This window comes from Alteripontixanthobacter muriae, from assembly GCF_013336795.1.
Classification (GTDB): domain Bacteria; phylum Pseudomonadota; class Alphaproteobacteria; order Sphingomonadales; family Sphingomonadaceae; genus Pseudopontixanthobacter; species Pseudopontixanthobacter muriae.
The window spans coordinates 116,106-129,948 of the sequence record NZ_JAAFZT010000022.1; the positions used below are offsets into that span (position 1 = coordinate 116,106).

A 13,843-nucleotide genomic window follows, 5' to 3' on the forward strand; every position below is an offset into this window, starting at 1 on the left:
TGTCACGAAACGAGCCCGTGATGCTGGCCGCCGTAACCGGCGCGCATGGCATCACGGGCGAGGTTCGCCTGAAGCTGTTCGGTGAAGGCGTGGAGAGTCTCAAGGCTTTCCGCGCCTTCAACGCTGGTGCATTGACGCTGAAGAAGATCCGCAGCGACAACAAGGGCGGGGCGGTCGCCCGCTTTGCCGAAGTGACTGATCGCAATGGCGCCGAGGCCTTGCGCGGAACGGTCCTGACAGTACCGCGCGAAGAAATGCCCGCACTGGACGAGGGCGAATATTACCACGCCGATCTGCTCGGCCTTCCCGTGCAGACGCCGGATGGCGCTGCTATTGGCGCTGTCGTGGCGGTGGAGAACTTCGGCGCGACGGACATCGTCGAGGTGGAGCGCCCGGGCGGTAAGCGCTTCATGGTGCCGATGACCGCCGAAGCTATACCGTCTTGGGATAGCGAGCGGCTGGTGATCGATACGGCTTACGCTGACGCGGACTAACCGCCGCTCAACGATAGAGCGTGTATTTGTCGGCAAGGTAGTTCCGGATCGTGGTTGCGGCGACACCCGCCGCGCCCATGGCATGGCTGATCTGGTCCAGACCTTTCACGACATCGCCCGCAGCGAACAAGCCCTCCACGCTGGTGCGCTGATGTTCATCGACGTCCAGGCATCCGTCCTCCGATGCCTTCACGCCGACTTCGACCGCCAGTTCGGACCGGATGTGAGAGCCCAGCGCCGGATAGACGCTGTCGAAACTCAGCATACCCTCGGCGGTTTCGACAGCCAGCCTGCCCCCTTCGATCGCGTAGCTGCCACATGGGCCTGATTTCCGAACGATACCTGCTTCATCCAGCTTTGCGTTGCAGGACTTGTCGAGATCGTGCTCGCCATCAGGTGAAATCAGGGTAAGGTCGCTGGTGTAACCGCGCAGGAACAGCGCCTCCGCCGTGCCGTGATCGCCCGTGCCGATGATTGCAACCTTCTGGTCCGTCACCTCATATCCATCGCAGATCGGGCAATAACGCAGCAGTCCTCGTTCCAGCGCCGCATCGTGCAGATCGTTTGGCATCCCGGGCGGATGATGATTGAAAACGCCGGTCGCGATCAGCACGGTTCGGGTTTTCACGGTGCGTTCCTCGGTCGTGACTTCGAAGAGATCGCCAACTTTTTTGAGGTTTTCAACGCGCTTTTCCTCGTGAACAGCGCCGAATTCGGCCGCCTGCTCCTGCATCAGCGCCAGCAGGGCAGTGCCCTTGATGCCGCCGGGAAAGCCGGCATGGTTGTGCGTCCGTGGGATCAGCGCCGCGCGCGATGTTCCGCAATCGAACATGCGGATGGAAAGGTGGAACCGCGCCAGATAGATTGCCGCCGTCAATCCCGCCGGACCGGCGCCGATGATGACGCAATCGTCCACTTCGCCGTAACGCGTTTCGCCTTCACCGTTCAATTTCACGCTCATGAACTTGCCAAATCCCTTTCCTGCGGGCCATGGCGTGCCCATGTCCTTTGCCGCAACCGTTCTAACGCTCTACCCGGAAATGTTCCCCGGTCCTCTCGGCCATTCGCTTGCCGGTCGGGCGCTGGAGGATGGGCGCTGGACGATCGATACAGTGCAGATCCGCGATTTCGCAAGCGACCGGCACCGCACTGTCGACGATACGCCAGCAGGTGGCGGCGCGGGCATGGTGCTGAAAGCGGACGTGCTCGGCGCGGCAATTGACCATGCCATGCAGCGGCAACCGGATGCGCCGGTCCTCGCCATGACGCCCCGGGGGCAGCCGATTACCCAGAAAAGAATTCGCTCGCTGGTGCAGGGGCCGGGGGTGACGTTACTCTGCGGTCGGTTCGAAGGTTTCGACGAAAGGATCTTTGAAGCGCGGCCCGTCGAGGAGGTTTCGCTAGCCGACATCGTCCTGTCGGGTGGCGAGATGGCGGCCCTGTCGATACTGGATGCTTGCATTCGCCTGCTTCCAGGCGTAATGGGCGCGGCTTCCAGCGGTGTTGAGGAATCCTTCGAGGAAGGGTTGCTTGAACATCCGCAATATACCCGCCCGGTGGAATGGGAAGGGCGCACGATCCCCGAAGTGCTGCGATCGGGGGATCATGCGAAGATCGCAGGCTGGCGCAAGGCCATGTCCGAAGATCATACTCGGTTACGCAGGCCGGACCTTTGGGAACGTCATGGTGGCGTTCGGGCCCGACCTGCCTCTGGCGTGCGGCATGAAGATAAGGAAGCGGACCAGTGAATCTGATCCAGACCCTCGAAGCCGAAGCAATCGGCGCCCTTTCTGCGGGCAAGGAAATCCCCGAATTCCGCGCTGGCGATACCGTTCGCGTCGGTGTGCGCGTTGTCGAAGGCACGCGCGAACGTGTCCAGAATTTCGAAGGCGTTGTCATCGCCCGCTCCAATCGCGGCATGGGCAGCAACTTCACCGTCCGCAAGATGAGCTTCGGCGAAGGCGTGGAGCGTGTGTTCCCGCTCTACTCGCCCATCATCGACAGCCTGACGGTCGTGCGCCGCGGTATCGTCCGCCGTGCCAAGCTGTATTATCTGCGCGGCCGCACCGGCAAGCGTGCGCGTATCGCGGAACGCCGCGACAACGCGCCCAAGGGTAGCTGAGCAACCGGCCGCCGCTTGTCTGCAGCGGTTTGAAAAAGGGGCGTCCCGGCTTTATGGCTGGGGCGCCTTTTTCTTGTTAGGACGCTCTCTGGCCCATGCGCCCGCTTCAGCCGTTCTCTTCGGGACTCTAATTCATGCCGATCCACAAACATCATCTGCTTGCCGCTGCCTGCGCCCTGCCGTGTGCGCTCATGGCTTTCGGGCAACCCCTATCTGCGCAGGAAACGCCCATGTCCGACCGACCCGATGCCCCATCCGCCCCGGCCACCGCTGTGGGCGAACTGGACTTTGCGCGCGTTTTTGCCAGCCCCTCCCTCGACGGCACTGCGCCGCGCGGGGTGAAGCTGTCGCCGGATGGACGATACCTGACGCTGCTGCGGAACCGCGAAACCGATCGCGAGCGCTACGATCTCTGGGCCTATGACCGCGAGACGGAAGATTGGCGGATGCTGGTCGACAGCGATAAGCTGGGATCCGGCCGTGCATTGTCCGAAGCGGAAAAGATGCAGCGCGAGAGGCTGCGGATCGGCAGCCTGAAGGGCATCGTCACCTATGAGTGGGCGGCTGATGGCGAGGGGCTGCTGGTGCCGGTGGAGGGGGACCTCCATTACGCAGCACTGGATGGCAGCGTTCGCCGCCTGACGGATACCGAAGCTGGCGAACTCAATCCGGCGCTCAGCCCCCGTGGCCGATATGTATCCTTCGTGCGCGATGGCAGCCTTTTTGTCGGCCAGCTTGGTGCCGCTGAGCCTGTCGCCATCACTCCGCCAGAAACAGCAGATACCGTGCATTGGGGCGAAGCTGAATTTGTCGCGCAGGAGGAAATCGGCCGCCGCACCGGCTATTGGTGGAGCCCCGACGATACGCGCATCGCGGTTGCCCGATTCGACGAAGCGCCTGTCGCGACCGTCACCCGCGCCGCGATCGGAGCGGAAGGCACCGAGACCTTCGAGCAGCGCTACCCCCTTGCGGGAACGGACAATGTCGACATCGCCCTCTTCGTCATGAACCCCGTTGGGGGTGATCGGGTGCAGGTCGATCTGGGCGACGAACGCGATATCTATCTGGCCCGGGCCGATTGGGCACCGGATGGCCGCACTCTCTACGTCCAGCGCCAGAACCGCGAACAGACCCGCCTAGATATGCTGGCTGTCGATCCGGCGACCGGCGCGTCGCGGATTCTGTTCACCGAAGAAAGCGCACCGCGAAGCTGGATCAATCTGACCGACAATTACCGGTTCCTCAAGGACGGCTCGCTCATCTGGTGGTCGGAGAGGGACGGTTTCGGCCATCTCTACCATTTCAGCGACGGTGACATGCGCCAGCTTACCACGGGCGACTGGATGGTGACCGACCTCGTCGGGGTGGACGAGGCAGCGGGCCGCGTCTTCTTCACTGCGACGAAGGACGACGTGCTGGCAACACAGGTCTATGCCCTCGATCTTGCTGCACCCGCCAATATCCAGCGCCTCAGCGATCCGGAGTTCGTGAACACGGCGGACATGGACAGCGCCGGGCGAACGTTGATCGTGCAGCGGTCCAATAACACCCAGCCGCCCCAAAGCTATCTCGCCGATACAAGCGGGAACCGGCTCGCCTGGATCGCCGAGAACAGCATCGATGCGGATCATCCCTATGCGCCTTTTCTCGCCAGCCACCGACCGGCAGAGTTCGGCACTATCCAGGGGCCTGATGGAACTACGCTGCATTACCGCATGGTCCGGCCAGCAAGCGACGAGGGCAAGAAGCATCCGGTCCTGTTCTACCACTACGGCGGCCCGCACGCGCAGGTCGTGACACGGCGCTGGCGGGGAGCCCTCGAGCAGGCCGTGGTCGATGCCGGCTACATCTGGTTCGAACTGGACAATCGCGGCAGCGCCAATCGCGGCGTTGCTTTCGAGCAGCCGATCTATCGCGCGATGGGCAGCGTCGAGGTCGAAGACCAGCGCGCAGGTGCCGAGTTCCTCAAGACCTTGCCCTTCGTCGATGCGGACAAGATCGCCACCTATGGTTGGTCCTATGGCGGGTACATGACCCTGCGGATGCTGGAGGCGGACCCCGGCCTTTATGCCGCCGGCATAGCCGGTGCGCCGGTGACGAAATGGGATCTGTACGACACGCATTACACCGAACGCTACATGGGCAATCCGGTGACGGAGCCTGCACCATATGCCGTGTCCGGCGTGATAGAGGAAGCCGGTCGCATCACCGATCCGCTGTTACTGATTCACGGGTTGGCGGACGACAATGTCGTGTTCGAAAACAGCAGCGCCTTGATAGCGAAGATGCAGGCGGAGGCTGTGCCTTTCGAAATGATGCTCTACCCGGGCCAGACCCATTCGGTCGGCGGGCCGAAGATCAGCCTGCATCTGTGGAACAGCATCATGGCATTCCTCGAGAGGAACGGCGTCGGGCCGGACAGCACCGCCGACTGAGCGCATCGGACTGGGCCGCCGGGGTTACAACTGCGCGGTCCAGCGCCTATGTCCCTGAACGAAAGCGCCAGCGGGGCGCACAAGGTCTGGAGAAACGAGTTGGGTTATCGCGTTGTCGTCGTAGGTGCCACCGGCAATGTCGGGCGGGAAATCATGGCCATTCTGGCCGAGCGGGAGTTCCCCTGTGACGAAGTGGCGGCAGTAGCCAGCGCGCGTAGCCACAACACCGAGGTAGAATTCGGCGACACCGGCAAGATGCTGAAATGTCGCAATATCGAACATTTCGACTTCGCCGGTTGGGACATCGCCCTGTTCGCCGCAGGCTCGGACGCAGCGCGCACCTATGCGCCCAAGGCCGCGGCGGCAGGCTGCGTCGTCATCGACAATTCCTCGCTTTACCGCATGGACCCGGACGTGCCGCTGATCGTGCCCGAGGTGAACCCGGATGCGATCGACGGATATGCCAAGCGCAACATCATCGCCAACCCCAATTGCTCCACCGCGCAGATGGTCGTGGCGCTGAAACCCCTGCACGATGCCGCCACCATCACGCGCTGCGTGGTGTCGACCTATCAGTCGGTTTCCGGTGCGGGCAAATCGGGCATGGACGAATTGTTCGAACAGAGCCGGGCCATCTTCGTCGGCGACAGCGTCGAACCGACCAAGTTCACCAAGCAGATCGCCTTTAACGTCATTCCCCACATCGATTCCTTCCTGGATGACGGATCGACGAAAGAGGAATGGAAGATGGTGGTCGAGACCAAGAAGATCCTCGATCCGAAGATCAAGGTCAGCGCCACCTGCGTTCGGGTGCCGGTCTTCGTCGGCCATTCCGAGGCGATCAACCTCGAATTCGCGAACGAAATTGACGCCATGACCGCGCAGAACATCCTGCGCGAGGCACCCGGCATCATGTTGGTCGACAAGCGTGAGGACGGCGGATACGTTACCCCAGTCGAATGTGCCGGTGACAGCGCGACTTATGTGAGCCGCGTGCGCGACGATCCGACCGTGGAGAACGGCATCGTCTTATGGTGCGTTTCCGACAATCTGCGGAAGGGCGCTGCGCTCAATGCGGTGCAGATCGCGGAACTGCTCGGCCGCCGCCACCTGAAGAAGGGTTGAGGGACAGGGGCGCTATCGCAATGCATGAAGCCGATCTCTACTTCTCGTTCCGGTCGCCCTACAGCTATCTCGCGATAGGCCGATATCGCGAGATTGCACGGGATTACGACCTGGAACTGCAACTTCGCCCCGTCTACCCGCTCGCCCTGCGGCAGCCGGATTTCTTCGAGCGGAACCATCCGAACTGGCTGCGCTATACTCTGCTGGACGTGGCGCGGCTGGCGCAGTTCCTGGCCATTCCGTTCGGCCCGCCGCGACCCGATCCGATCGTGCAGGACATGACCACCCGGCAGATCGCGCCGGACCAGCCATACATCCGGCGGATAACGCGGCTCGGCCAGGTGGCGGCGCGGCATGGGCAGGGCGTCGCCTTCGCCCATGAGGCCGGCCGCCTCATCTGGGGCGGGGCGGAAGGCTGGCATGAGGGCGAACACCTTGCCGGTGCAGCGAAGCGCGCAGACCTAGATTTGGCTGCAATGGACGCAGAAGCAGAGCGTGATGCTGCTGCTCTCGACGAGGAAGTAGCCGCCAATCAATACAGCCTGGAAGCGGCCGGGCACTGGGGCGTGCCGACTCTGGTTTACAAGGGTGAGCCCTTTTTCGGGCAGGACCGGATCGATGTCGCCTTGTGGCGGATGCGGCAGGATGGCTTGGCCCGGCGCTGATCCTAATCGATCAGCCCGGCCACCTGTTGCACCGCAAGGATCACGAACAGCCCGGCCGATCCTGCAAGGACGATGTTCGACAGCCAGCCATTGCGCGCCTCTGCCGGTACTCGGCCAGAGTTCAATAGGCAAAGCAGGGTGATGGCGAGGAACGGCATGAACAATGCGCCGAATGCGCCGTAGATGATCACCAGCAGGAACGGGCGGTCGGCGAACAGCAGCACCATCGGCGGGAAAGTGAGCCACGCCAGATAGAAGCGGAAGGCTGGCGATTGTTCTTCGGCGCGTGCAGACGAGGCGTCGGACGGCGCACCCCGCATCTGGTACCACCAGTCGGCGAAGAACAGGCTCATCCCGTGCCAGACGCCGAACAGTGACGACAGCGCCGTCGCGGCGAAGCCGATCAGGAAGGCGAAGGCGACGAAGCGCCCATAGCGCGCTGACAGCACATCCGACAGGCCGAGAAGCCCTCGGTCGCTGTCCTCCAATGCGATGTCGGCGGCAAACAGGATTTCGGCGCCCACGATCAGCATCGCGACGACGAAAATGCCGGTGACCACATAGGCCGTGGCATTGTCGAGGCGCATCAGCGGCAGCCACCCGGTGCCGCGCCATCCCTTTACCTGCGTCCAGTAGCCATAGGCTGCGGTTGTAACAGTGCCCCCGACGCCGCCGATCAGACCGAGCGTGTAGAACAGGGATCCCTCCGGAAGACGAAACTGCAATCCGTAGGCAATGCCGGAAAGCGATGGCGCGACGAGCACCGCCAGGCCCACCATGATGACGAACATGGTCCCCACCATGATCTTCATCACCAATTCGAACATGGCGTAGCGATTGAATCGCACGAACAGATATCCGCCGATGCCCGCGATCACGGCCCAGGCCCATAGCGGCAGGATAGGGAACAGGGCCGCAAGGGGGAGGGCGGTCGCGCTCATCGCGGTGGCGCCATAGATGAAGCCCCAGATGATGACGTAGATGCCGAAGTAATATCCGGTCCACCGGCCCAGCGATCGCCACCCGGCCAGAATGGTGGAGCCGGTGGCGAGATGGTAGCGCGCCGAACCCTCGGACAGAGCGATCTTTACGACGCAACCCAGGATCGCGGCCCACAACAACGCATAGCCGAAGCGCGACCCTGCAATCAGCGTAGCGACGAGGTCGCCTGCGCCGACACCCGTCGCGGCAACGACGATCCCGGGGCCGAGATGCCGCCATTTATCTCGGCCTGTCGGTGCCTGTTCTTGCCTTTCGATCATTGCTGCCCCGTCCTCTTCATGGCCCTCCATTGCCAGCGGCGCAGAGGGCTGGCAAATGGCAGTCCATGACAGAACTGGAAATGCAGCAGATTTCGTCCTTCGACGGGCAGGTGCTTGCCTTCCATCGCCTGAAATCGGCGGCAGGAGGCAAGCCAGTCCTCCTTCTGCACGGCCTGTTTTCCGATGCCGCGATGAACTGGGTGAAGTTCGGACATGCGGAAAGGCTGGCGGCTGCAGGCTTCGATCCGATCATGCTTGATTTTCGCGCTCACGGGCGCAGCGCCGCACCGGTCGAGGCCGCAGCCTATCCCGCTGATGTGCTGGCGCTGGACACAGCGGCGATTGTTGAGGCGCTGCGTCTGGCGGAGTACGATCTTGTCGGTTTCTCTCTCGGCGCGCGAACTGCCGTCCGCGGTGTTGTCGGTGGACTCGCACCGCGTAGACTGGTTCTCGCTGGAATGGGGCTGGAGGGGCTCGCCGGGTGGAACGACCGCGCAGCTTTCTTCATCGATGCCATCGACCGCTTCGAAACCGTGAAGCAGGGCGATCCTGCCTTCTTCGCGGTCCAGTTCATGAAAAGCATGAAGGTCAACCGTCCTGCTGCGCGCCTGCTGCTGCAATCGGTCAGCGATACGACGCGGGAGGGACTTGCGGCGATCACCATGCCGACGCTGGTCCTTTGCGGCGCACAGGACAGGGACAATGGATCGCCCCAGGCGCTTGCCGACACGCTACCTTCCGCCCGGTTCCAGGAAGTCCCCGGTACGCACATGAGCAGCGTGACCGAAGCTGCGCTGGGCGAAGCGATCGTGTCATTCTTGCAGGAAAATACGGATCGCGACTGATTAAGCGACCGCACAGGTTCCATCCGCTAATGCATCAATGAAGTTCGTAGGTATGAAGGAAAACCCCTTGAAGATATTCGCTTCCGTTGCCCTTTCCGCTCTTGCGCTGGGGCTTGCCAGTCCGGCCATCGCCCAGACCGCACCCGCTGCTGCGCCCGCCGCCGCCGACACGCAGTTCCCGATGACCGCTGAAGGCGCCGCCGCTTTCATCGCTGCGGCCGAAAAGGACCTGTTCGACTATTCGGTCGATGCAAGCCGCGTCTATTGGGTGAATTCCACCTATATCACCGAGGACACCGATGCCCTGGCCGCGCAGGTTGGTGCGGAAGGTACCGAAAAGAGCGTGAAATATGCGCTTGAAGCCGCGAAATATGCGCGTATCCCCGGCCTTGACCCGGATGTTGCGCGCAAGCTGAACATCCTGCGCAACGGCATCGTGCTGCCAGCTCCCACAACGCCGGGTGCCGCGACCGAACTCAATGAAATCGCGACCAGCCTGAACAGCCAGTACGGCAAGGGGAAGGGCACGCTGAACGGCCAGCCGATCAGCGGTTCCGACATCGAAGCGGAGATGGGCAATCTGGAACGCACTCCCGCCGAACTGGCGGAGATGTGGGCCAGCTGGCACACGAATGTCGGTGCGCCGATGAAGGACGATTATGCCCGCATGGTCGCCATCGCCAATGAAGGCGCGAGCGAGCTGGGCTTTGCCGACACGGGCGCGATGTGGCGCTCGGGCTATGACATGCCGGCGGATGCATTCGCAGCCGAAACGGAACGCCTCTGGCAGGAAGTGAAGCCCCTGTATGACAGCCTCCACACCTATGTCCGCCGCAAGCTCAACGAAAAGCATGGCGATGCGGTGCAGCCCGCCACCGGTCCGATCCGTGCCGACCTTCTCGGCAACATGTGGGCGCAGGAATGGGGCAATATTTACCCCCTCGTCGCGCCTGAAGGTGCGGGCGATCTGGGTTACGATCTGACCGATCTTATCGCGAAGAAGGGCCTGTCCGAAGTGGACATGGTCCGCACCGGCGAAGGGTTCTTCTCCTCGCTCGGCTTCGATGCGCTGCCGGAAACCTTCTACGAACGGTCCATGTTCGTGAAGCCTGCTGACCGCGAGGTGGTCTGCCATGCCAGCGCCTGGGATGTGGACAACAAGGACGATATCCGCATCAAGATGTGCATCAAACCGAATGCGGATGATTTCACGACCATCCACCATGAACTCGGGCACAATTACTACCAGCGCGCCTATAATGAGCAGGACTATCTGTATCTGAATGGCGCCAACGACGGGTTTCACGAAGCTATCGGCGATGCGATCGCCCTGTCGATCACGCCGGAATATCTGGTGCAGATCGGCATGCTCGACCGCGCCAACGTTCCCGGTGCCGACAAGGATATCGGTCTGCTGCTGCGTCAGGCAATGGACAAGGTGGCGTTCCTTCCCTTCGGCCTGCTGGTCGACAAATGGCGCTGGGGCGTCTTCGATGGCTCGATCTCGCCTGCGGAATATAACACCGCGTGGCACGATCTGAAGCAGGAGTATCAAGGCATCACTCCGCCCGTGGAGCGACCTGCCGATGCTTTCGATCCGGGCGCCAAATACCACGTGCCCGGCAACACGCCATACACGCGGTATTTCCTCGCCCGTATTCTGCAGTTCCAGTTCTACAAGGCCGCTTGCGATCAGGCAGGCTGGACCGGGCCGCTGCACCGCTGCAGCTTCTACGGCAATGAAGAAGTGGGCGAGAAGCTGAACGCCATGCTTGAAATGGGCGCGTCGAAGCCCTGGCCCGATGCGCTGGAGGCTTTCACCGGCACCCGCGAAATGAGCGGCGAGGCGCTGCTCGAATATTTCGCGCCGCTGCAGGCCTGGCTCGACGAACAGAATGCGGGGCAAACGCCGGGCTGGTAAAGCCCCCATGTACAGGCTATCGGCTGCGCTCTCTCTTGCGGGATAGATCGCATGCCAGCCTGTTCGATTGCTATCTTCAATTCCGGCGCTGCGGGTCCTCTCGCGGCGCCGGTTTGGTTTGGCCTGTCGGAACCGGTGCGGCTTGCGGTTAAGGCGGCATGAGCACCCGACTTCCGACAGACATCGTCGGCTGGCGCGAGATGCTCTGTCTGCCGGAACTGTCCAGTCACCGCATCCCCGCCAAGATCGACACCGGCGCCCGCACCTCCTCGCTGCACGCGACCGACATCGAGCGGTTCGAGCGCGAGGGCCAACGCTGGCTGCGCTTCCAACTGGATATCGGGGAGGGGCAGAGCGAACCCGTCATCTGCGAGGTGCCCCGCGCCGACCGCCGGGTCATCACCAGTTCCAATGGCGAGGCGCAGGAGCGGCCGATCATCAAGACGATGCTGCAACTCGGCACGCAATCGTTCCGTGCCGAATTCAGCCTTGCCGACAGGTCCGACATGCGCTTCCCGATCCTGGTCGGGCGGACTGCCTTGAGAAAACGTTTCCTGGTCGCTTCCGGGCGATCTTACCTTCAATCCACCGCCGAAGAGCGCAAAAGGATGCTCGGATGAAAATCGCCATGCTGGCCCGCAACGCCAATCTCTACTCGCACAGGCGGCTGGTGGAGGCAGCGGAGGAACGCGGCCATGAACTGCATATTCTCAACACTTTGCGTTGCACTGTTAATATCGCGAGTCACCGCCCGACCCTGACCTACAATGGCCAGAAGCTGGAAGGATACGAGGCGGTTATCCCGCGGATCGGAGCGTCGATCACCAATTACGGCCTGGCCGTGCTGCGACAGTTCGAGATGAGCGGCGTATGGCCGCTCAACGAAAGCGTCGCCATCGGCCGCAGCCGTGACAAGCTGCGAAGCATGCAGATCCTCGCCAAATACGGGTTAGGCCTGCCGCTGACCGCTTATGCCAACGATCCCAAGCAGGCCGAGGAAATCATCCGCGCGGTGAATGGCCCGCCTGTCGTCATCAAGCTGCTGGAAGGTACGCAGGGCATCGGTGTCGTGCTTGCCGAGACGATGTCGAGCGCGAAATCCGTCATCGAGGCATTTCGCGGTGCCAATGTGAACATCCTTGTGCAGGAATTCATCAAGGAAGCAGGCGGCATGGACATTCGCGCGCTGGTCATTGGCGGCAAGGTAGTCGCCGCCATGAAGCGCACCGGCGCACCGGACGATTTCCGTTCGAACCTGCATCGCGGCGGCAGCGCTCAGCTGATCAAGATCACGCCCGAGGAACGTTCCACCGCCGTACGCGCAGCAAAGCACATGGGGCTGAACGTCTGCGGCGTCGACATGCTGCGATCGAACCACGGGCCGGTCATCATGGAAGTGAACTCTTCCCCAGGCCTTGAGGGGATCGAGAAAGCGACCAGCAAGGATATTGCCGGCCAGATCGTCGATTTCATCGTTGCCAATGCGAAGGCCGGCAAGACGAAGACCAAGGGAGCGGGCTGAAGCTCGTCTTTAGCGGAACGGTGGTTCGTTGAAAGCGCGCAGCTTGCGGCTGTGCAAATTCGTGCCTTCATCTCGCAGGATATCGCAGGCGGTCACGCCGATCTGAAGATGTGCCGCAATCGCCTGCTCGTAGAAGCGGTTGGCCTGACCTGGCAGCTTGATCTCGCCATGCAGTGGCTTGTCGCTGACGCATAACAGAGTGCCGTAAGGCACGCGGAAACGATATCCCTGCGCCGCGATGGTCGCACTTTCCATATCGATCCCCACCGCGCGGCTGAGCGAAAGGCGGCGGGCAGAATGCGTGTAGCGCAGTTCCCAGTTGCGATCATCGGTCGTGACAACCGTGCCGGTGCGCATCCGCTGCTTGAGATCGGCTCCATGCGTACCGCTGACGCGCTCCGCCGCACCGGCGAGCGCCTGCTGCACCTCGGCGATGGCGGGCAGGGGAATCTCCGGCGGCAGGACATGGTCCAGCACGTGATCGTCGCGCAGATAGGCATGGGCGAGGACATAGTCGCCAATCTTCTGACTCGGACGCAGGCCGCCGCAATGGCCGATCATCAGCCACGCCTCCGGGCGAAGCACGGCAAGGTGATCGGTTATGGTCTTGGCGTTCGAGGGTCCTACACCAATGTTGACCAGGGTTATGCCACCACGGTCCTTGCCGACCAGATGATAGGCGGGCATCTGGTGCCGCCGCCATGCCGTGTCCGAAAGTTGCTCCCGTGCATTGTCGACCGCGCTGGTCAGATACATGCCGCCTGCCCCCGCCAGCGCCACATTGCCGCCGCTTTCCAATTGAGCACCGGCCCAATCGACGAATTCGTCGACATAGCGGTGATAGTTGGTGAACAGCACGAATCGCTGGAAATGTTCGATATCAGTACCAGTGTAATGAGCGAGCCGTGCCAGACTGAAATCCGTGCGCAGGGCGTCGAACAGGGATAGCGGATAGGCCTCTTCCGCTTCCGGAACATAGATACCGTCCGCCAACTCGTCGCCGATCAGCGCCAGCTCCGTCGAAGGGAAGTGACGGGCGATCTCTTGCGGACTGATGCCTGCAAGCTCTGTCCCGGTGCTGCTGTCGAGCACGTAGGGGAACGGTATCTCCTGGCGTGATGGACGCACTTCGACTCGAACGTCGTAATCCGCCGCAATCAGCGAGAGTTGCTCGGAAAGGTAGGCGGAGAACAGCTTGGGCCGGGTGATGGTCGTGCCATATGTGCCGGGTTCGGTCAGCCGGCCGAAGGATCGGGTTCGCGCGGTTGGCTGGGTTCCACCGGAATAATGGACCAGCAGTTCCGGATAAGCGTAGCTGCCGTCCTGCCGCCTGACCTTGGAAGGCAGCGTCCCATCGCGCGCAAAAGCCGAGATGTCTTCGCGCAAGCGGCTGACCGCTGCATCATAGAGGCGGTCGAGTTCGGCAATTATGCTGTCGGGATTGTCCATGGT

General features: G+C 62.2%; 13 protein-coding genes. 10 read left to right on the forward strand and 3 right to left on the reverse strand.

The window, feature by feature from the left end:
* Positions 1-20 precede the first annotated feature (20 nt).
* Complete coding sequence (gene rimM, locus G7A66_RS07950) at positions 21-494, forward strand: ribosome maturation factor RimM (protein WP_174295220.1); 474 nt, start codon at positions 21-23, stop codon at positions 492-494.
* 7 nt (positions 495-501) lie between these two features.
* On the opposite strand, the gene G7A66_RS07955 is transcribed toward rimM, so the two are convergent.
* Complete coding sequence (locus G7A66_RS07955; RefSeq protein ID WP_174295151.1) at positions 502-1,455, reverse strand: NAD(P)/FAD-dependent oxidoreductase; 954 nt, start codon at positions 1,453-1,455, stop codon at positions 502-504.
* 40 nt (positions 1,456-1,495) lie between these two features.
* On the opposite strand from G7A66_RS07955, the gene trmD reads away from it, so the two are divergent.
* The 5 genes from trmD (at position 1,496) to G7A66_RS07980 (ending at position 6,841) form a co-directional block, all read left to right on the forward strand.
* Complete coding sequence (gene trmD, locus G7A66_RS07960; protein WP_174295152.1) at positions 1,496-2,242, forward strand: tRNA (guanosine(37)-N1)-methyltransferase TrmD; 747 nt, start codon at positions 1,496-1,498, stop codon at positions 2,240-2,242.
* Complete coding sequence (gene rplS, locus G7A66_RS07965) at positions 2,239-2,616, forward strand: 50S ribosomal protein L19 (protein ID WP_170004671.1); 378 nt, start codon at positions 2,239-2,241, stop codon at positions 2,614-2,616. Before trmD ends, rplS begins: the two co-directional genes overlap by 4 nt.
* 230 nt (positions 2,617-2,846) lie before the next feature.
* A complete protein-coding gene (locus tag G7A66_RS07970; RefSeq protein WP_232366743.1) occupies positions 2,847-5,051 on the forward strand; it encodes a S9 family peptidase in 2,205 nt (734 codons plus the stop codon).
* A gap of 99 nt (positions 5,052-5,150) precedes the next feature.
* Positions 5,151-6,176 (forward strand): aspartate-semialdehyde dehydrogenase, encoded by a 1,026-nt coding sequence (locus G7A66_RS07975; RefSeq protein ID WP_174295221.1) that lies wholly within the window; start codon positions 5,151-5,153, stop codon positions 6,174-6,176.
* Positions 6,177-6,196: 20 nt separating this feature from the next.
* On the forward strand, positions 6,197-6,841 hold the full coding sequence (locus G7A66_RS07980; RefSeq protein WP_174295154.1) for a 2-hydroxychromene-2-carboxylate isomerase: 645 nt from the start codon (positions 6,197-6,199) through the stop codon (positions 6,839-6,841).
* A gap of 2 nt (positions 6,842-6,843) precedes the next feature.
* Here the strand turns inward: G7A66_RS07980 and G7A66_RS07985 are convergent, their stop codons facing one another.
* A complete protein-coding gene (locus G7A66_RS07985) occupies positions 6,844-8,103 on the reverse strand; it encodes an Nramp family divalent metal transporter (protein ID WP_174295155.1) in 1,260 nt (419 codons plus the stop codon).
* A 65-nt stretch (positions 8,104-8,168) separates the two neighbouring features.
* Between G7A66_RS07985 and G7A66_RS07990 the strand changes: the two genes are divergently transcribed.
* From G7A66_RS07990 to rimK, 4 genes are all read left to right on the forward strand, one after another.
* The gene (locus tag G7A66_RS07990; protein WP_174295156.1) at positions 8,169-8,948 is read left to right on the forward strand and encodes an alpha/beta fold hydrolase; all 780 of its coding nucleotides are present in this window, start codon (positions 8,169-8,171) and stop codon (positions 8,946-8,948) included.
* Positions 8,949-9,129: 181 nt separating this feature from the next.
* Positions 9,130-10,869 (forward strand): M2 family metallopeptidase, encoded by a 1,740-nt coding sequence (locus tag G7A66_RS07995; RefSeq protein ID WP_408609250.1) that lies wholly within the window; start codon positions 9,130-9,132, stop codon positions 10,867-10,869.
* Positions 10,870-11,027: 158 nt separating this feature from the next.
* Positions 11,028-11,489, forward strand: coding sequence for an ATP-dependent zinc protease family protein (locus G7A66_RS08000; protein ID WP_174295157.1), 462 nt, complete (start codon positions 11,028-11,030; stop codon positions 11,487-11,489).
* Complete coding sequence (rimK, locus tag G7A66_RS08005; RefSeq protein ID WP_174295158.1) at positions 11,486-12,391, forward strand: 30S ribosomal protein S6--L-glutamate ligase; 906 nt, start codon at positions 11,486-11,488, stop codon at positions 12,389-12,391. The genes G7A66_RS08000 and rimK overlap by 4 nt, the downstream gene beginning before the upstream one ends.
* A gap of 9 nt (positions 12,392-12,400) precedes the next feature.
* Here rimK and G7A66_RS08010 read toward each other — a convergent pair.
* Positions 12,401-13,843 (reverse strand): AMP nucleosidase (locus G7A66_RS08010; protein ID WP_408609249.1); only part of this gene is annotated, 1,443 nt, incomplete at its 5' end.